17 protein-coding genes are annotated in these 18,705 nt (G+C 64.3%); 10 read left to right on the top strand and 7 right to left on the bottom strand.

The genetic code is table 11. The features are described from left to right. Positions 1–9 precede the first annotated feature (9 nt). Positions 10–891 carry a tRNA nucleotidyltransferase gene (locus tag MSIL_RS07130; RefSeq protein WP_012590429.1) on the top strand — a complete coding sequence of 294 codons (882 nt, stop codon included), beginning with the start codon at positions 10–12 and terminating at the stop codon, positions 889–891. A 17-nt stretch (positions 892–908) separates the two neighbouring features. Here MSIL_RS07130 and MSIL_RS07125 read toward each other — a convergent pair whose 3' ends face one another. Then, positions 909–1,169 carry a hypothetical protein gene (locus MSIL_RS07125; protein ID WP_012590428.1) on the bottom strand — a complete coding sequence of 87 codons (261 nt, stop codon included), beginning with the start codon at positions 1,167–1,169 and terminating at the stop codon, positions 909–911. 697 nt (positions 1,170–1,866) lie between these two features. After that, positions 1,867–4,908 carry a DNA polymerase I gene (polA, locus tag MSIL_RS07115; RefSeq protein ID WP_012590426.1) on the bottom strand — a complete coding sequence of 1,014 codons (3,042 nt, stop codon included), beginning with the start codon at positions 4,906–4,908 and terminating at the stop codon, positions 1,867–1,869. Positions 4,909–5,294: 386 nt separating this feature from the next. Between polA and MSIL_RS07110 the strand changes: the two genes are divergently transcribed. Together MSIL_RS07110 and MSIL_RS07105 are read left to right on the top strand one after the other, a co-directional pair. Further along, entirely contained in the window at positions 5,295–6,749 is a 1,455-nt protein-coding gene (locus tag MSIL_RS07110; protein WP_012590425.1) for a sensor histidine kinase, read from the top strand. 78 nt (positions 6,750–6,827) lie between these two features. Continuing rightward, positions 6,828–7,328 (top strand): hypothetical protein, encoded by a 501-nt coding sequence (locus MSIL_RS07105; protein WP_012590424.1) that lies wholly within the window; start codon positions 6,828–6,830, stop codon positions 7,326–7,328. Between the two features lie 50 nt (positions 7,329–7,378). Here the strand turns inward: MSIL_RS07105 and MSIL_RS07100 are convergent, their stop codons facing one another. After that, positions 7,379–8,008 carry a Spy/CpxP family protein refolding chaperone gene (locus MSIL_RS07100; RefSeq protein WP_012590423.1) on the bottom strand — a complete coding sequence of 210 codons (630 nt, stop codon included), beginning with the start codon at positions 8,006–8,008 and terminating at the stop codon, positions 7,379–7,381. Positions 8,009–8,238: 230 nt separating this feature from the next. Between MSIL_RS07100 and MSIL_RS21620 the strand changes: the two genes are divergently transcribed. From MSIL_RS21620 to MSIL_RS07080, 4 genes are all read left to right on the top strand, one after another. After that, entirely contained in the window at positions 8,239–8,976 is a 738-nt protein-coding gene (locus tag MSIL_RS21620) for a hypothetical protein (RefSeq protein ID WP_012590422.1), read from the top strand. Positions 8,977–9,133: 157 nt separating this feature from the next. Beyond that, a complete protein-coding gene (locus tag MSIL_RS07090) occupies positions 9,134–9,934 on the top strand; it encodes a LamB/YcsF family protein (RefSeq protein WP_012590421.1) in 801 nt (266 codons plus the stop codon). 10 nt (positions 9,935–9,944) lie between these two features. Beyond that, on the top strand, positions 9,945–10,673 hold the full coding sequence (locus MSIL_RS07085; protein WP_012590420.1) for a 5-oxoprolinase subunit B family protein: 729 nt from the start codon (positions 9,945–9,947) through the stop codon (positions 10,671–10,673). Then, positions 10,666–11,682, top strand: coding sequence for a 5-oxoprolinase subunit C family protein (locus MSIL_RS07080; RefSeq protein ID WP_012590419.1), 1,017 nt, complete (start codon positions 10,666–10,668; stop codon positions 11,680–11,682). The genes MSIL_RS07085 and MSIL_RS07080 overlap by 8 nt, the downstream gene beginning before the upstream one ends. Before the next feature lie 26 nt (positions 11,683–11,708). On the opposite strand, the gene MSIL_RS07075 is transcribed toward MSIL_RS07080, so the two are convergent. Together MSIL_RS07075 and MSIL_RS07070 are read right to left on the bottom strand one after the other, a co-directional pair. Next, complete coding sequence (locus MSIL_RS07075) at positions 11,709–12,218, bottom strand: hypothetical protein (RefSeq protein ID WP_012590418.1); 510 nt, start codon at positions 12,216–12,218, stop codon at positions 11,709–11,711. A 73-nt stretch (positions 12,219–12,291) separates the two neighbouring features. Beyond that, positions 12,292–13,542, bottom strand: coding sequence for an argininosuccinate synthase (locus MSIL_RS07070; protein ID WP_012590417.1), 1,251 nt, complete (start codon positions 13,540–13,542; stop codon positions 12,292–12,294). Positions 13,543–13,843: 301 nt separating this feature from the next. Here MSIL_RS07070 and MSIL_RS07065 point away from each other — a divergent pair, with 301 nt between their 5' ends. Continuing rightward, positions 13,844–15,019, top strand: a complete 1,176-nt coding sequence (locus MSIL_RS07065; protein ID WP_012590416.1) for a phosphoserine transaminase — start codon at positions 13,844–13,846, stop codon at positions 15,017–15,019. Positions 15,020–15,233: 214 nt separating this feature from the next. Here MSIL_RS07065 and MSIL_RS07060 read toward each other — a convergent pair whose 3' ends face one another. Next, positions 15,234–16,352, bottom strand: coding sequence for an FAD-dependent oxidoreductase (locus MSIL_RS07060; RefSeq protein WP_012590415.1), 1,119 nt, complete (start codon positions 16,350–16,352; stop codon positions 15,234–15,236). Between the two features lie 54 nt (positions 16,353–16,406). Here MSIL_RS07060 and MSIL_RS07055 point away from each other — a divergent pair, with 54 nt between their 5' ends. Further along, entirely contained in the window at positions 16,407–16,856 is a 450-nt protein-coding gene (locus tag MSIL_RS07055; RefSeq protein WP_012590414.1) for a MarR family winged helix-turn-helix transcriptional regulator, read from the top strand. A gap of 136 nt (positions 16,857–16,992) precedes the next feature. Here MSIL_RS07055 and MSIL_RS07050 read toward each other — a convergent pair whose 3' ends face one another. Continuing rightward, positions 16,993–17,907, bottom strand: a complete 915-nt coding sequence (locus tag MSIL_RS07050) for an AraC family transcriptional regulator (RefSeq protein ID WP_012590413.1) — start codon at positions 17,905–17,907, stop codon at positions 16,993–16,995. A gap of 208 nt (positions 17,908–18,115) precedes the next feature. On the opposite strand from MSIL_RS07050, the gene MSIL_RS07045 reads away from it, so the two are divergent. Continuing rightward, the gene (locus MSIL_RS07045; RefSeq protein WP_012590412.1) at positions 18,116–18,703 is read left to right on the top strand and encodes a DUF308 domain-containing protein; all 588 of its coding nucleotides are present in this window, start codon (positions 18,116–18,118) and stop codon (positions 18,701–18,703) included. The last annotated feature ends 2 nt before the right edge of the window (positions 18,704–18,705 follow it).

Below are 18,705 nucleotides of genomic sequence, written 5' to 3'. Positions count from 1 at the left end.
GCGGGCGCCATGAGCCATGACTTCGGGGCGCTGCCGGCTGAACTGACGCAAACGCATCCGGGCCTCGGCCTCCTGCGCTTTGCCGCTCTGCTTGGCGAAAGCGGCGACGGGCTCGATGACGAGGCGTGGGACGATATGCGCGCCGCGGTCGAGGCGGGCGTGTTGATTGGCCTCAAGCCATCCAAGATATGGCCGGAGTTGGCGCACGGCCTGATGGCCGGCGCGCCCTCCCGAATGATCGAGGCGCTACGCGCCTGCGGGGCGCTGGCCATCGCGCTGCCGGAAGTGGACGCGCTGTTTGGCGTGCCGCAGATCGCCGACGATCCGCCGCAGGTCGATCTTGGCGCCCATCTCATGAAGGCGCTCGACGAGGCGGCGAAGCGCGGCGCGCCGCTTTCCGTGCGCTTCTCCCTGCTCGTGATGAATGTCGGCAAGTCGGATTCGCCGCGCGAGCATCTGCCGTCCCACTACCGGCATATCGAGCGCGGCGGTCCGCGCATCAGGGCGATTTGCGCGCGCTTCCAGATTTCGGAGGATTGCCGTGCGCTCGCCCTATTGGCGCTCGCCGAATGCGAGCGCGTGCATCGCGCATCCGAAGTGCGGGCGGGGCCCGTCGCCCTGATGCTGGAGCGGCTCGGCGCCTTTGACGCGCCCGAAAATTTCGCGCTGCTGATGAGCATTTGTGCCTGCGACTATTGCGCTTATGGCGAGCGCTCCGGCGGCCCCTATCCCAAGGCCGAGCTGCTGACCGCCGCCCTCAACGCCTGCGCCGGAATAGGACTGGCGTCGGATCAAGGCGGGCTCGATTCCGCGGAAGCCGTCCAGACTGCGCGCGCCGCCGCAATCGCCAAGGCGTTCGGTTCGCAGCGCTGGTCCGGAAAGGCGGAATAGAACGGAAGTCCGGCTTCTCACCGGCCCTTGTTGCGGGGCTTTAGCGGGCAGGTTGCGTCGTGGCACCAGTCGATCGAGGCGAGCGCCGTGGCGGCGCCCGCGTGAATGATGACCTCTCCCTTGGAATTTGTGACCCAGATGCGCGCGCCGCTCCGGGTCTTGAGCTGAGAGGCCAGAAATTCGACATAGCACCAGGCTGCTTTCTGGTTTGGCAATTCCTCCACCGTCACCGCGGATGGACCGTCTTCGTAACTGATCTCAAACGTAAAGAGCGCCATCGCGTCAGCCGCCCGAGCGGCGGGATTCGTGCGTCGCGCGCTGAGAGGCGCTTCTGATCTGCGCCGCGACCGCGCCCTCCGCGTTTCGCACCGTGATCTCGACGCCCTGCCGATGCGCCATTTCCGTCTTTAGAAGTTTAGCGTAGCGGAGGGCGGCCTTGCGATCGGGCAAGTTCCGGACGCAGCGACTAATCGGCCCCTCTCCGTCAAAAACCTCGAAGGTGAAAAGCGGCATCGGGGACCCGGCGGCGTGTTCTGTCTATGACTCTAGAGCCGCGGCTGGTTGAAATGGCGACCCCGGTCACGGGATGAGGGCGCATCCCACAGTCACTTCAAAGCAACGGCCTTGATTCAAATCAAAGCAGCCAAAAATTGGACGAATCCAACAATCACTTTTTGAGTTTTTGCCGCCGTCTGAGGAAATTACTGTGCAGTGCAAAATGAAAGCCCAGCCCGGTTTATTGCATAGGCTTAACTATAGGTGAGACCCGCTTGGCCGCTGAATTCATTGATCATCGTGATATGCAAAATCTACGCATCGATGACCACGATTGTGGTCAAAATCAGCGCCCGGCGCGCGCGTTTTTCTGTATGGGCGGACTGAATCATTCTGCTCGAAAACAATGCGCTCAAGCGTTTGAGGCTTGGCTTGGAAGACGATTGATCGCGGAAAAGGGAAGTACGAGCGAGGCGTAGCCTAATGCGCCTCGTCCCAGTTCTGCGCCGCCTTGGCGTCGACTTGCAGCGGCACGGCGAGTTGCAGGAACGGATGCGGCGCGTCGACCATCACCTTGCGCACCACATCGATCGTGGCGTCGATCTCCTCGTCCGGCGCTTCAAACACAAGCTCGTCATGCACCTGCAACAACATCTGCGCGCTCAAGCCCGCTTTTTCCAAAGCCTCGTCCATGCGGACCATCGCGCGCCGGATGATGTCCGCCGCCGAGCCCTGGATCGGCGCGTTGATGGCGGCGCGTTCGTTAAAGGCGCGTTCCGATGGGTTTGAGGCGGTGATGCGCGGATAGTGGCATTTGCGGCCAAAAATGGTTGTCACATAGCCATTCTCGCGCGCAAATTGTTTGGTTGCGTCCATGTAGGCGCGGATGCCCGGAAAGCGCTCGAAATAGCGCTTGATATAGGCGCCGGCCTCCTCGCGCGGAATGGCCAGCTGGTTGGCGAGGCCGAATGCTGAAATGCCATAGATGATGCCGAAATTGATCGCCTTGGCGCGGCGGCGCACCTCGGGCGGCATGCCCTCGACCGGCACGCCGAACATCTCGGACGCTGTCATCGCGTGAATGTCGAGGTTCTCGGCAAAGGCGGCTCTCAGTTGCGAAATGTCGGCAATATGAGCAAGCAGGCGCAATTCAATCTGGCTGTAGTCGGCCGAGATCAGCTTCCTGCCGGGCGGCGCAATAAAAGCCTTGCGGATCTTTCGCCCCGCCTCGTTGCGCACGGGAATATTCTGCAGATTGGGCTCCGACGAGGACAACCGTCCTGTTGTCGTCGCCGCGAGCGCATAGGAGGTATGCACGCGGCCGGTCTCAGGATTGACATAGGAGGGCAGGGCGTCGGTGTAGGTCGATTTCAGTTTCGACAGCTGGCGCCAGTCGAGAATGCGGGCGGCGAGCGGGACGCCCTGTTCGGCGAGGTCGTCCAGCACGCCGGCCGCCGTCGACCAGGCGCCGGTCGCGGTTTTGCGCGCTCCCGCAAGGCCCATCTTGCCGAATAATATGTCGCCCAATTGCTTCGGCGAGCCGAGATTGAAGCTTTCGCCGGCGAGCTCGAAAATAACCGCCTCCAGCCGCGCCATATCCTGTGCGAATTCGCCGGAGAGCCTCGATAAAATCGCCCGGTCGATCGAGACGCCGCGCCGCTCCATGCGCGCGAGAGTTTCGACCATCGGCCGCTCCAGCGTCTCATAGACGGCGCTCATGCGCTCGGCCGCAAGGCGCGGCTTCAAAACCCGCCAGAGCCGCAAGGTGACGTCGGCGTCTTCGGCGGAATATTCCGTCGCCTTGTCGAGCGCGACGCGGGCGAAGCCGATGAACGTCCGGCCCGAGCCTGCGACGGCGCCGAACTGAATCGGTCTATGGCCGAAGTATTTTTCGGCGAGCACGTCCATGCCGTGATCGGTGCGGCCGGCGTCGAGCACATAAGACAGCAGCAGCGTGTCGTCGACGGGAGCGAGCCTTATGCCGCGCTGCGCCAGTACAAGCTGGTCGAATTTGGCGTTCTGCGCGATTTTGAGAACGTCCGGCGCCTCCAGCATCGGCTTCAGCCGCGCCAGCGTTTCGTCGGAGTCGAGCTGGCCGGGGACGAGATCAGCGCCGCCAAAGAGATCGCCCGCGCCCTCGCCTCGGTGGCGCAGCGGAACATAGGCGGCGCGGCCGGGGGCGAGGCAAAGCGACAGGCCGACGAGCTCGGCCTGCATCGGATCGAGCGAGGAGGTTTCCGTGTCGATCGCGATAATGCCGGATTCGATCGCTTCCGCGATATAGGCCTCGAGCCGCTCGAAGCTCACAATCGTCTCATACGCCCCGAGATCGAATTTTTCCGCACGCGCTTGCGCCGCCCGCGCAGCGGCAAGTTCGCCGGGGCCCGTCGCGATGGTCTGTTGCGGCGCCTCGGCGCCATAGCGCGCATTGCGCTTCGGCCCTTGCGGCAGATTTTCGGCGGATGGCGTTTCGGCCGCGGTGGAAACGGGCGGGGGCGCCCCGTTGCGGCCGCGCCATCCGGCTTCGCCGGCGAAATCCGGGTCCGGCTCGATCAGCGCCGGCTCGACGGCGCAAGCCTCGGCCACACGCCTGGTGAGCGTTGTAAATTCAAGCGCCTTGCAGAAGGCGACGAGGGTCTTGCCCTCCGGCGCGGCGAGGCGCAGATCGTCCAGCGGCGTTTCGACCTCGACGTCGCAGACGAGCTCCACGAGCTTTCGCGATGTGCGGATCAGCGCGACGCTATCCGCGTCGGTCAGAATCTCGCGCCGCTTCGGCTGCTTGATCTCGCCGGCGCGCGCCAGCAGCGTGTCGAGATCGCCATATTCGCCGATAAGCTGCGCGGCGGTTTTGAGGCCGATGCCGCGCGCCCCGGGCACATTATCGGTCGAATCGCCGGCCAGCGCTTGCACGTCGACGACTTTTTCGGGCGGCACGCCGAAATAAGCCAAAACCTCGTCGACGCCAATGCGGCGCTCCTCTCGCGAGCCTTTCGCGCCGGCCTCGCCGGACGCTGGATCATACATCGAGACGCCGGGCCCGATCAGCTGCATCAGATCCTTGTCGGCCGAGATAATCGTGACGTCGGCGCCGCGCTCGCGCGCTTGCCGCGCATAGGTGGCGATGAGATCGTCGGCCTCATAGCGGTCCTGCTCGACGGGAAGGAGGCCGAACGCGCGCACCGCGGCGCGCATAAGCGGAAACTGCGGGATCAGATCCTCAGGCGGCTCGGAACGGTTGCCCTTGTAGGGCGGGTAGATTTCCTTCCGGAACGAATTCTCGGATTTATCGAAAATAATGGCGAGATGGGTCGGCTTCACGCCGGCCGCGCCCTCGCGCACGAACTGGAAGATTTTGGTGCAGAACAGCCGCACCGCCCCCGTCGGCAGGCCGTCGGAGCGGTAATTATATTTGGCGTCCTGCCGGATCGACTGGAAATAGGCGCGGAACACGAAAGACGACCCGTCGACGAGAAAGACGTGGTCGCCGGACTGGACAGGCGTTTGGGAGGCTGGGGTTGGCATGGGGCTCTTGCATGAAGAATGATCGCGCCAGCATAGGCGCCAAGGCGGCGCGGCGCCACCATCAGCAGAAAATCGGCGCCGGATAAGCCGATCCCAATCCCGAATATGCAACCAAACAGGGTTCTGCTCGTTGTTGTTGGCCTGTGCTGGCGATATCCGAGGCCGGTCCGCCGGCGGCTCTCTGTTCGCGAACCCCGCTTCTTACGAGAGCACAAAATATCTCACGATCATGAAATAATGGCGTTCATAAAAAGTTTGAGAGGTTCAATCGCGGTTCTTGTCGTAAGCCTCGCAGTATCGTAGTCGACGCCTGCAGCATCAGGGGCGCGGCTATTCGTTTCCGCCGAGGCTTTTTATCAGCCAAGGTCCATTCTCGAAATCTTTGGATGAAGTTGGTCGATTGCATGGACTTCGAGGCTGTCTTCAATAGTCTTCCCGCCCCGACTATGGTTATGGACGCCGATCTGAATATCGTTGCGGCCAATCGCGCCTATCTCGACGTGACGGGTCGCGACAGCGCCAGCCTGATCGGCGTGAATGTCTTCGAGGCTTTTCCGGGCGAGGGGCCGAGCCGCGTCAAATTGCAGAAATCCTTCGAGCGGGTGCGCGACGAAGGCGTCGTGGACGTGATGCCGAGCCTCGACTATCCCATTGCCGGCGCGTATGGCGTCGAACCCCGGCGCTGGACCTGCACCCATACGCCGATCCACGGCGCGGATGGGAAAGTCGCCTATATCGTTCAGAATACAAGGGATATTTCGGCGCTCGCGCCGCCCGCCGGGCCGCAGCCGGGGCCGGGCGCGACGGGCGCAACCTCCGCGCAGCGTCTGGAGATGGCTCAGGTGCTGAACCAGACGCTTCTCACCACCGCTCATTATTTGCACCGGCTGTTCATGCACGCGAGCAATTTCATGTGCGTGCTGCGCGGGCGCGACTACGTCTACGATATGGTCAATAAATCCTACGCCGAATTTATCGGCGGACGCGACGTTGTCGGCAAGCGCATGCGTGACGTCCTGCCCGAACTGGCGAGCCAGGGCTTCATGGACGTCCTCGACAAAGTGTATAATTCGGGAGAGGCGTTCGCCGGCCGCAAGATGCGCATCCTGTTGCAGGGCGGCGACGGGCAGATCAGGGAATATTTCATCGATTTGACGTGCCAGCCGATCCTTGGCGAGGATGGAGAGGTAAGCGGCATTTTTATCGAAGGATCGGACGTCACCAACATGGTCCGGGCCGATCAGCGGCAGGCGTTGCTCATTCGGGAATTGCATCACCGCGTCCGCAACACGCTCGCGACGGTGCAGGGCGTGATGAACACGACCGCCAAGAGCTCCGCGACCATCGAGGAGTTTCAGGAAGCCTTCGCCGGGCGCATCGGCTCGCTCGCCAAGACGCATGCGGTCATGACCGATGAGCTCGATCAATGCGTCTCTTTCGAGCATCTGCTTATTCAGGAGCTTGGCCTCTACGCCGGCAATGGCCGCAATCGCGTCCATTTGAAAGGGCCGCCTGTCGAACTGCCCTCGCAGATCGCGGTGCCGCTCGGCATGGCGGTTCATGAGCTGACGACCAACGCCGTCAAGTTCGGTTCGCTTGCGTTCGAGTCGGGCCATGTCGCCGTCGAGTGGAGTCTCGCCGAGGGGCCGGCCGGGGCTGCGCTGCGCTGGGAGTGGAGCGAATCCGACGGGCCGCGGGTCGCTCCGCCCGGCCGCGAGGGATTTGGCTCGATGCTGCTGAAGCGCGTGCTCTCTCAGCAAATCGGCGCCGAGGTCAATGTCGCCTTTGAGCCGGAGGGATTCCGGCTGCGCATGCTGGTGCCGCTGCGCGCCGAGCGCTAAAGCCTAATTTGATCGATTCCAAATATTTAGTGCATCATGCCGGCCGGTGCGCCGCGCGTCGATCAACAGGAGGACGTGATGGCTGGGAAGGCGGATTTTACGGCCGACGAATGGAGCAAGATCCTCACCGCGCCGGTGCTCGCCGGCATGGCGGTCACGCTGGCGGAGCCGAGCGGCCTGTTCGGCATGATCAAGGAGGGATTCGCCAGCGGACACGCTCTCCTTGAGGCGAGAAACGATCCGGGCGCGGCCGCGCTGGCCAAGGCGGTCGTCGCCGACATTGAAACGTCGGAGGGCAGGACCGCCTCGCGCCAAGCGCTCGAGGCCGAGTTTACCGGAGCGGACCCCGGCGCGCTCAAGGCGAGGGCGCTGTCGACCCTTGCCGAAGTTGGCGCGCTTGTCGACGCCAAGGCGCCGCAGGATGCGCCGGGCTTCAAGGATTGGCTGAAACACATCGCCGAGAAGACCGCCGAAGCCTCGAGCGAAGGCGGCTTCCTTGGATTCGGCGGCGTCAGGGTGACCGAGGCGGAAAAGGCGACGGTTTCCGAAATCGCTTCGGCGCTCAAGCTTCCGGCGTGAACAACGCCTGAGGCGGCCTGCCATGGCGCTCGCCACGGCAGGCGCCGATTTTATTCGTCGCCGTTATCGTCCCCATCGTGATCGCCTGGATGGTCGTGATCGCCATGGTCGCGGTCCATCATCCCTCCGCCGGCGTGATCGTCATGCGTCATCATCGGGCCGCCATGGCCTCCCCACGGGCCAAAGCCATGCGGCCTGACGCCGTGCAGCAGGAATGGCAGGCGACGCTTCTGATCATCGCTTAAGGATTGGTAGAGCGGCGCCGCTGCGTCGGCGAGCGATTTCAAGGATTCGCCTTTGGCGAGGTCTTCTTCGCTCATCTTTCGCAGCCAGGCGATGGCGTTGGTCGGCGGCGGCTCGCTGTGGGCTTTTTCGAAGCGGTCGGAGGCGGCTTTGGCCCCGGATTTAAGAGCCGCCTCGACCGGCGGCCACAGCTTCTCCTGATCCGGCGTCAATTTGAGGCCGACGTGCAGGGCGGCGAGCCGCGCGTCGAAGAAGGCTTCGCGGTCGGCCGCCGAAAACCGCGGATGCGGCGGTCCATGCTTCTCAGGCTTGTCGGCGCCGGCGCTGGGCGGGGCGGGAGGTCCGCCGTGCGGCATGTCCTGCGCGAAGGAGTGGGCGGAAACAGCAAGGCCGCAGACGAGAGCGGCAGCGGTCAACAAAGGCAGGCGCATTTTCATTTTTGGCTCCAATGGCTGCACGATAGCCGGCTTAGTTGTTGGGCATAAAGCTTTCAAGTGACGCTTTTGTTATTCGTCCGCCCGCCAAGCTGCGATCCGGGCAAGGGGAGATTTCGCGGCCTGGACTTAACGCAAATTCAACTGCTCCCGATCAGACTCAACCGACGGTCCCCAAGGCTCTGCCAAAGGGTACGGAAAAATGGTCCGGCATAGCGGAGTGGCTCGCGTCGATGATCCAGGCGAAAAAATCGGGATCCGCCGACTTCGGCGATATTCTGGCCGGACTCCGTGGTCACGAGCCGGCAAAAGCGGCGCCCCGCGATTCATTCAAGCCGTCGAGCGATCGCAGCCCTGGCCCAGCGTCGACGATCGACGCATCTTGGGTGAAATCCGCGCAGGCGCGGGCAAAAGCCGCCTATATGGCGCAGCAGGCAGCGAAGGCGCCGAATGAAACCGCGGCGCCGCGTCCGGCCCGGGGCGCCGAACGAACCCGCGCCTCCGGGCCTTTTTCATGGGACTGGCGCGATTTCGGCGCCCGTCCGGCGCAAAACGATGCGGACGCCGCGCCGCGCGGAAGCGCTGGCGCCGCGCCGCCGAACGGGGACGAGCCGTTCGCAAACGGGCCGGTTGGCAACCCGGTTCACGCGCTGCGGCGGCTGCTCCAGCAATTTCCCTTCGCATGGCGGCGGATGAAAACGCCGGGACTCGCGGACGCTGCTCAAGAGGCGCCTGCGTCGTCGCTCCGCACCGCCCCGCCGCCGATGGGAGAGGATGAGGCTATCGCCGAAGAGCTCGGCCTCAGCGCCGATCTGGCGATCGTCGATCTGCGCCGCATCCGTCGCGATTTCGCCAAGAAGAACCATCCCGATCGCTTCGCGCCGGCGCAAAGAAGCGGCGCGGCGCGGCGCATGACCATCGCCAATATGCTCATCGACGAACGCATGAAACAGCGCCCACCGCCAAAATAGGCTTCGAGGCCTATTCGCGCCGGCGTCGATCCTAGCGCGGTCGATTGCGCGTAAGATGCGCCGAGGCGACGCTGGATTTGAATCCATCCGGCCGACAAGACTATGCTCCGCCTTTCGAAGCTGGAGCAACCGCTCCAGCCTTTCCGGATGAGGGGCGATGAGCGGACCGCAAGGCGAAAGCGTTAGTCTTTCGGTCGATCTCAACTGCGATTGCGGCGAGGGCTTCGGTCCCTACGCGATGGGCGATGACGCCGCGATGCTGGAGATCGTGTCGAGCGCCAGCGTCGCCTGCGGCTTTCACGCGGGCGATCCGCAGATCATGGCCGCCGTCTTCGCGACCGCCAGGGAGAAGGGCGTCGCGCTCGGCGCCCATCCCGGCTATCCCGATCTCTGGGGTTTTGGCCGGCGCCCGCAACAATTCAGCCTTGGCGAACTCGAGCGCCTGATCGCCTATCAGATCGGCGCGGCGCTCGGGGTCGCGGCCTTGGCCGGATGCCGCATCTCCTATGTCAAGATTCACGGCGCCTTGAGCAATCTCGCCATGGTCGAGCGCGACGTCGCGCGCGCCCTCGCCCACGCAACGAAGGCAGTCGATCGCGGCCTCTCCTTTCTCGCCATAGCCGGCACGCCGCTTGAGACAGAGGGCGCCGCTGCGGGTCTTGACGTCGCGCGCGAGATTTACGCTGACCGCGCCTATACCGATGAGGGCCTGCTCGCGCCGCGCGCGGCGCCGGGCGCCGTGCTGACCGACAAGGACGCAATCGCCGCCCGCGTTCTCGCCATGATCGGGGAGGGGGCGATCATCGCGCAATCGGGAAAACGGATCGCGGCGGCCATCGATTCCATCTGCGTGCATGGCGATCATCACGGCGCCGTCGCGACAGCGAAGCAGGTGCGGACGCGCCTCGAGGCGAAGGGAATCCGCATCGCGCCCTTTGCGGCTCCGGCTCAAAAATGATGATTGTCATATGACGGACGCCGTGGCCTACCCACGCTTCCTGCTCGCCGGCGAGCGCGCGCTGGTCGTCGAATTTGGCGAGACGATCGACCCTGCCGTCAACGCCCGCGTCGTCGCGCTCGACGCCGCGCTGGGCCGCGCCGGCCTTGACGGGGTCGTGGAGACGGTTCCGACCTATCGCTCGTTGATGATCCATTATGATCCAGCTCGAATCGCGCTCGGCGCGCTACGCTGCGCCGTCAGCATCCTGATCGTGCAGCCGGCGGGCGTCCGTGCGCCGCGCCGCTGGCGCGTGCCGGTGTGCTATGATGCGCCCTTCGCCGAAGATCTTGGGGACGTCGCCAAAAGCCTCGGGCTCTCGACCGGAGAAGTCGTCGCGCTGCAAAGCGCGGCGGTCTATCGCGTCTATATGTATGGCTTTGCCCCGGGCTATATCTTCCTCGGCGGCCTGCCGCCTGCGCTCAACATCTCGCGCCGGCCGGCGCCGCGTCCGCCTGTTCCGCCGGGATCCTTGCTGATCGCCGCGGGGCAGGCCTTGATCGCTAGCATCGCCATGCCGACGGGCTGGCATCAGATCGGCCGGACGCCGGTCAAAATCTTCGATTTCGACCGCGAGCCGATGGTTCTCGCCGAGATTGGCGACGAGATCATGTTCGATCCGATCGACGCCGCGCGCTTCGTCGAACTCAGCCAATCGGGCGCGGCAAACGCCTCGGCCTTGCAGGCAGACGGTGGCTAGAACCCTGCGCATCCTTGGCGCTGGCCCCGGCGCGACGATTCAGGACGCGGGCCGAACCGGCTATATGCGCTATGGCGTGACGCCGGCGGGGCCGATGGACCCGGCCGCCTTCGCCACGGTCGCCGCGGCGCTGGAGAACGAGCCGCACGCGGCTGCAATCGAAATTTCGGTGGGCGGTCTCAGCGTCGGTGCGGACGATGAACCCCTCTGCGTCGCTTTCGCGGGCGGGGCTTTCGATTGGCGGCGCAATGGCGACGCGCTGCCGGTCGCGGCGCGCATACGTCTGGCGCCGGGGGAGACCCTGTCCGCGCGGGCGGGGGCGTTCGGGGCCTGGGCCTATCTCGCCGTCGCCGGCGGCTTTGAGACGCCGCTCCGGCTTGGCTCCCGCGCGACTCATTTGCGCTCGCAGATCGGCGGGCTTGAGGGGCGCATGCTGCGCGCGGGCGATGCGCTGCCTTGCGGCTCCGGCGCCTTATTGACGGAGGCCGCGCTTGACGCGCCCTGGCTTGCCTCGTCGGTAGCGCCAATCCGCGTGCTGCCTGGCCCGCAGGACGATTATTTCGCGCCCGAGGCGCTCGCCGCCTTCTTTGGCGAAGTCTTCACCCTGACCCCGCGCGCCGACCGGATGGCCTATGCGTTCAGCGGTCCGCCGATCGACCATGCGCGCGGCTATAATATCGTCTCCGATGGCGTCGCCCTTGGCGCCATTCAGATCGCCGGCGATCGCGCGCCGCTGATCCTGATGGCGGACCGCCAGCCGACCGGCGGCTATCCCAAGCTAGGCCATGTCATCGGAGCCGATATCGGCCGCCTCGCGCAATTGCGGCCGGGCGAGCGCTGCCGCTTCAAAGCGGTCGGCCTGGGCGAGGCGCTGGCGGCGCAGGAGGAGTTGCAGGCGCAGATTTTGACGACCGAGCAGCGCCTGCGTCCGCTTGTCCGGCGCGCGACAACCGAGGCGCTGCTGCGCGCAAATCTGATCGATGGGGCGACCGACGCGCTCGCCGATTGAGGGCGGGCTGCCGGTCTGCCGTTCGTCTATCTGCGGCCGCCGCCGCCGTGGCCGCCTCCGCCGTGGCCCCCTCCGCCATGACCACCGCCGCCATGACCACCGCCGCCGCCGTGCCAGCCCCCGCCGTGGCCGCCGCCGCCATGCCAACCGCCTCCGCCGCCGTGCCAATTTCCGCCGCCGCCGTTCCAGCCCGGACGACCCCCGCCGTTCCAGCCGGGGCGATAGCCGCCGCCGTTCCAACCCGGACGATAGCCGCCGGGCACGCCCCAGCCGCGCCAGCCATAGCCGCCGCCCCAGCCGTAGCCTTGCCTCAATGCGTAGCCGCACCAATACCAGCCGGGGCCCTGCCAGCCATTTGGATACCAGCAATAGTTCCGGCCGCCCCAGGCGTATTGCGCCTCTTCAAGAGGCAGAGCGGCCTCGCCTTGGGCCAGCGCGCCAAGGCCGGGGCCGAACGCGGGCGCCGCTTGAGCGCCCCCTGCTGTGACGCAGGCTGTAAGCGCCAGGCCCGCCGCCATATCGATCAATCGACGCATGATGCCACTCCCTGATGTTGTCGTTGTTGTTATGGGCCCGTGATCATGAACGCCGGATGATCGGCTGGCGCGCCTAAGCCTTTTGTGCGGCGGCGATTTTTCGCGCCCGTTTTCCCAGCGTACGCAGCCGCAACGCGTTCAGCTTGATAAATCCGGCGGCGTCGCGGTGATCATAGGCGACGGCGCCCTCCTCGAAGGTCACGAGATCCTGATCATAGAGCGAGTAGGGGCTGGAGCGGCCGACGACCACCGCCGAGCCCTTGTAGAGTTTGACTCGCACGCGGCCCGCTACGAATTCCTGGCTCTTGTCGATCAGCGCCTGCAGCATTTCGCGCTCGGGCGAGAACCAGAAGCCATTGTAGATGAGCTCGGAATATTTCGGCGCGAGCTCGTCCTTAAGATGCGCTGCGCCGCGATCGAGCGTGATCGATTCGATGCCGCGATGAGCGACATAGAGGATCGTGCCGCCGGGCGTCTCATACATGCCGCGCGACTTCATGCCGACGAAGCGGTTCTCGACAAGATCGAGCCGCCCGACGCCGTTGACGCGCGCAAGTTCGTTCAGCCGGGTCAGCAAGTTTGCAGGCGACAGCGCCTCGCCGTCGATGGCGACGGGATCGCCGCGCTCGAAATCGATCTCGATATAGGTCGGCTTGTCGGGCGCGTCTTCCGGATTGACCGTGCGCGAATAGACATAGTCCGGCACTTCCTCGGCCGGGTCTTCCAGCACTTTGCCTTCGGAGGAGGCGTGCAGCAGATTGGCGTCGACCGAGAAGGGCGCGTCGCCGCGCTTGTCCTTGGCGATCGGGATCTGGTGCTGTTCGGCGAAGGCGATCAGCGCGGTGCGGGAGGTCAGGTCCCATTCGCGCCAGGGCGCGATCACCTTGATGTCGGGGTCCAGCGCATAATAGGAGAGTTCGAACCGGACCTGGTCATTGCCCTTGCCGGTCGCGCCATGGGCGACCGCGTCGGCGCCGGTTTTCTTGGCGATCTCGATCTGCTTCTTGGCGATGAGCGGCCGCGCTATCGAGGTGCCGAGCAGGTAAAGCCCCTCATATTGCGCGTTGGCGCGGAACATCGGAAACACATAGTCGCGCACGAATTCTTCGCGCAGATCCTCGATAAAAATGTTTTCCGGCTTGACGCCGAGCAGAATGGCTTTCTGGCGCGCCGGCTCGATCTCTTCGCCCTGGCCGAGATCGGCGGTGAAGGTCACGACTTCGCAGCCATAGGTCGTCTCGAGCCATTTCAGGATGATCGAGGTGTCGAGACCTCCCGAATAGGCGAGAACGACTTTTTTGATGTCTGATTGTTTGGAGGGCATTGCGAACTCGCAGGCGTTGGCGGGGCGCGCAACTATAGGGCGGGACGGATCAGGCGCAAGGGAGCGGCCCGCGGCGCCGACGGCTCGCAGGCCAATGCGCAACCCCGCGCTTGGTTGCCGCTCGGGCGCCGGACGTCAGCCCTGTGACTATTCCACCGCAATTCCTGCCGTTGATGGCCAAAAGGGCGACACAACGCCGCGCAGAGGGATACGTCATCTTGACCTTAAACGGACTTCGCCTTATCCAAATAGGCGGGACACCCTTCCCCAACGAAGGGCGCACATCTGGAAGGATGGCGAAATGCAAGCGACGATTCCCGCCGTGAAACCGGCGCGGCCCTATTTTTCGTGCGGCCCGGCGTCCAAAAGGCCAGGCTGGAGCTTTGAAAATCTGCAGAACGCCGCCCTCGGCCGTTCGCACCGCTCCGCCGTCAACCGCGCCAAGCTCAAACTCGCCATCGACCTGACGCGCGAAGTTCTGGAAGTGCCGGCGGATTACCGCATCGGCATCATTCCCGGCTCCGACACGGGCGCCGTCGAGGCGGCGTTGTGGTCGATGCTCGGCCAGCGCGGCGTCGACGTGATCGCCTGGGAAGCTTTTAGCGAGCATTGGGTCATCGACGTCGTCGAGCAGTTGCGGCTGCCGAATGTCCGCGCCACGGTCGCCGACTATGGCGAGATCGTCGATCTGTCCAGCCTCAACTTCGACAATGACGTGATTTTCGCCTGGAACGGCACGACGTCCGGCGTCTGCGTCCAGAACGGCGACTTCATCCCGGCCGACCGCAAAGGTCTGACGATCTGCGACGCGACCTCCGCCGCCTTCGGCCAAAAGCTCGATTGGGACAAGCTCGACGTCGTCACCTACTCCTGGCAAAAAGTGCTTGGCGGCGAGGCGGGGCAGGGCATGCTGATCCTCAGCCCGCGCGCGGTCGAGCGGCTTGAAACCTATACGCCGGCCTGGCCGATCCCAAAGCTGTTCCGGCTGGCGGAAAAGGGCCGTCTGATCGAAGCCATTTTCGAGGGCGAGACGATCAACACGCCGTCCATGATGTGCGTCGAGGATTATCTCGACGCGCTGAGCTGGGCGAAATCGATCGGCGGGCTTGACGCGCTGATGGCCCGCGTCGAAGCCAATGATCGGGTGATGTCCGATTGGGTCGAGCGGACGCCCTGGGTCGCCTTCCTCGCGAAGGATCCGGCGATTCGCTCGACCACCGCGGCCTGTCTCAAAATCATTGACCCTGCCGTCACATCTGGCGGCAAGCAGGCCGAGGCCGCCTTCGCAGCCGAAATCGTCAATTTTCTCGAAGCGGAAGGCTTGGCGTTCGACGTCAATTCCTATCGCGACGCGCCCCCTGGCCTGCGCATCTGGTGTGGAGCGACGGTCGACGCCGCGGATCTCGAAGCGCTGACGCACTGGCTCGATTATGCCTACGAGCGCGCGAAAGCCATGCTCTTCGCCGAAGCCGCGTAACGCGTCACACCAGCAAAACTTGCGGGCGTCCAGCTTCGACTGGGCGGCCCTCATGGGGCAATCCGCTACGCCGTCGCTGACGTGGACGTTTGGCGTTGCTTTGCGCCCGTCCCGGACGCCTGCGGGACTCAGCCAGCGGACATCAGCCGTGCAAGAGCCGACCGGTACGGCTGCTTGCAACGGTCGCTCGAACAGCTCTTCTCAAGGAGCGTCCTCATCCCGCAAGCCGCTCTCGATAATGATCGAGGACAGCCGCGACGCCGTTCGAGGATATCGAGGAATTCAGGCCTTCGGCTGCTCCTTCGGCGGCCGGTCGGGCCCTTTGCATCATTATGGATTCATAGGCGGCCACCCGCTCCCATCCCTTTGGGGCGGCAAGCGCTTCGGCGAGATCGGCGGCGTCGGCAAGGGCGAGGTTCACGCCCTCCCCGCTAAAGGGCGACATCAGGTGCGCGGCGTCGCCGAGCAGGGTGATTCCCGCCCGGCTTCGCCAGCGGTGCGAGATGGGCAGCGCATGGAGCGGGCGGACGCCGATGAAGTCGCCGCTCTCGACGATATCGGTCAGCGCGGACGCCCAGCCGGCGAACGCATCGCGCAGCAGCGCCCGAATGCGATCGGGGCCGGTCATCATCCAATCCCGCGCGGCCTGTTCTGGAATCCGCAGTCCCGCATAGCCGCGGATATGATGATGGCCGTTGCGTTGCGCGATCAGCACGCGGTTGTCGCCGACCGCGAACATCTTGCCTCCGCCAACCAGCGCATCGATCTTCGGGTGACGCTCGGCGTCGAAGCCGAACTCGACCAGCGTGACGCCCTCGTAGAGCGGCTTGGCGTCGGACAGTAGAGGACGGACGCGCGACCAGGCTCCGTCCGCGCCGACGACGATGTCGAAGCGTTCCGACGCTCCTCCGGCGACGACATCGCACCCGCCCTCCTTATGAGGGGTGACAACGTCGACTTTGCTCGTCCAGCGCACCGTAGCAGAAGGGAGCGAATTCAGCAGGATTTGGCGCAGCGCGGTTCGATCGATCTCCGGACGATTGTCTCCGGCGCCATCACGATCGAACAGCAGCACGCCATTCTGATCGTAGAGCCGATCGCCCTGATCCTCGGGCCGCGCCGCCGCACGGAACTCTTGTTCGAGCCCGGCGAGACGCATCGCGCGCTGGCCGGTCTCGGCGTGAAGATCGAGCGAGCCGCCCTGTGGGCGATCATCGGCGTGGCGGTCGCGCTCGAAGACGATCGGCTCCAAACCACGAAGGAGAAGCAGGCGAGCGAGCATCAAGCCGCCGGGGCCGCCTCCGACGATGGCAATTTTTGGCTTGGTTGTCATGACACGATCCTCCATATACATAGGAGCCTATATATTAACATAGGAGCCTATGCAATGGTTGGCGACGACTGGGACCCGACGGCTCATCCCGGCCACTATTTCAGCCGGATCGCACGCAGCCTGGCTCGTATCGGAGACGCTCGGCTCGGAAAGCTCGGGCTCGCTACCGCTCAGCTCCCTGTCTTGACCGCGTTGAAGGACGGTGAGAGCCGATCCCAGACGGAGCTCGCCCGCTGGGCTAAAGTCGAGCAGCCGACGATGGCTCAGCTCCTCGCGCGCATGGAGCGGGACGGCATGATCCAAAGGGAGCCCGATCCTGATGACCGCCGCAGCAGCCTCGTTTCCCTGACCAAGAAGGCGAAAAGCCTTTTACCCGCAGGACGCGCCATCCTGCGGCGGAGCAATGAAGAGATGACGCGTGGTCTCTCGCCGGACGAAGTGGAGACGCTGGTGTCGCTGCTCCGCCGCGTCCTGGCGAATATAGAGGTCATGGAGCGCGAATGATCGGAAGGCGGCGAAGCGCCCAAAGCGGCCTCCCCACACCGCTTTTATCGCTCCCGAAAACAGACGTTCGTCGCGCGAAAATCAAGATTTTCGCACCGGCCGCGCGTTCAGCGAATTTTGTGCGGGAGGCGCAATTCTATGCAGGCAGTTTCCCGGACTCGGGTTCATTCATCAGGGCATATTCTACACGCGGCGAATGGCCGAAGAGCTTCTTGTAGGCGCGGCTGAAGGCGGCCTCCGACTCGTAGCCGATGCGCAAGCCGATCTCGCCCACGCGAGCGTCCCGCTTTGCGAGCATGTCCCGCGCCAACGCCAAGCGCCATTCATTTTGGTAGCGCAGCGGCGAGCGTCCGACGAGAGCCGTGAACCGTTCGCAAAAGCTGGAACGGGACATGCCGACAAGGTCCGCCAGGGCGTTGATGCTCCAACGCTGCATCGGCTTCTCGTGGATGGCTTTCAAGGATCGGGCGATGCGCGCATCGGTCAGTCCTCCGAGCCACCCGGACGTCTGTCCTTTATGGACCCAACTGCGCAGGACGCGGATGACGAGAAGGTCGATGATCCGGGAAATCATCAAGGCCGCGCCGGGCTGGATGTCGCCTGCCTCGATCATCAAGAAACGCAGCATGCCATCAATCCAACCTGCCGCATCGGCGCGCTGGATATGAATGCGCTGCGGTAGAGCGAAGATCATGCTTCGAAGGCTATCTGGATCGAACCAAAAGCGGCAGACGACAAGCGTCACGCGTTGATGCGACGCGACCAGCCGCGATTCACCAGGGCCACGAGGCAGCAGCACCAAGTCGCCTGTGTCGATGACGGCGCGCGTCTGATTATCGCTTTCAATATGTAACGCGCCAGCGGTGACCACGATGACATGGGCCTCTCCAGCATCGATGTCCAATTGCTCCGCCTCCGCAAGCGCCCGCGAAAAGACCTGATCCCCGGTAAGGCGGATCTGCGCCAGCACATGGGACAGCAGATCGCCGGAGATAGCGCCACTCGACTCTCCTTCCGGACGAACAATCAAATTTTCCAGCATTTCCATCATGGCGCATCCGGGCTTCTGCCTGCAGATTAGACAGCATAAGAGCACGTTTCTACACGATAAAAAGGCCTGAAATAAAATGCCGTCCTCGGAATCCGGCGCGGTCCGCGTTTGCCAATCATCCGGACCGATGCGGCGACAGACCCGCGCACCCGTCGTCCCTCCCACGACCGGGCGCTCCCCTTTCCACCAACAGAACAGGATGTTTCCAGTGAGCAATCAAACGATCCAGACGACCAATTCGGACGCCGCATCGCAATGGCTGAGATCTTACTATTTCGTCCGCGCCGCCTTTTCGGTGGGCTGGGTGGCGGCGGCCTTTACCCTCGGGAAGAGCTCGCCGCCGGTCGCGGCGGCGCTTCTCGTCGCCTACCCCGCGTGGGACGCGATCGCCAATATCGGCGACGCGCAGCGCAGCGGCGGCGTGAAGGCCAATCCAAGCCAGGCGCTCAACGCAGCGGTTAGCATCGTAACTACAATCGCGGTCGTCATCGCCCTTGGACAAAGCCTGTACGCGGTGCTGGCGGTGTTCGGCGTCTGGGCCATTCTCTCCGGTCTGCTCCAGTTGGCGACCGGCGTGCGCCGCTGGAGGGCGGGCGCGCAGTGGGCGATGATTCTGAGCGGGGCGCAGTCGGCGCTTGCCGGCGCCTTCTTCGTCAAACTGGCGACCGGCGACGCTGCTCCCAGCATCACGGATATCGCGCCTTACGCCGCGTTCGGCGCCTTCTACTTCCTCGTTTCGGCCGTGTGGCTGACCGTGGCGCAAACACGCAGGACCGCTGTCAAACCCACAGCTTAACC

The organism is Methylocella silvestris BL2 (genome assembly GCF_000021745.1).
Classification (GTDB): Bacteria; Pseudomonadota; Alphaproteobacteria; order Rhizobiales; family Beijerinckiaceae; genus Methylocapsa; species Methylocapsa silvestris.
The sequence above is the reverse complement of the archived record's forward strand: the minus strand, read 5'-3'. Positions and strand labels throughout refer to the sequence as shown.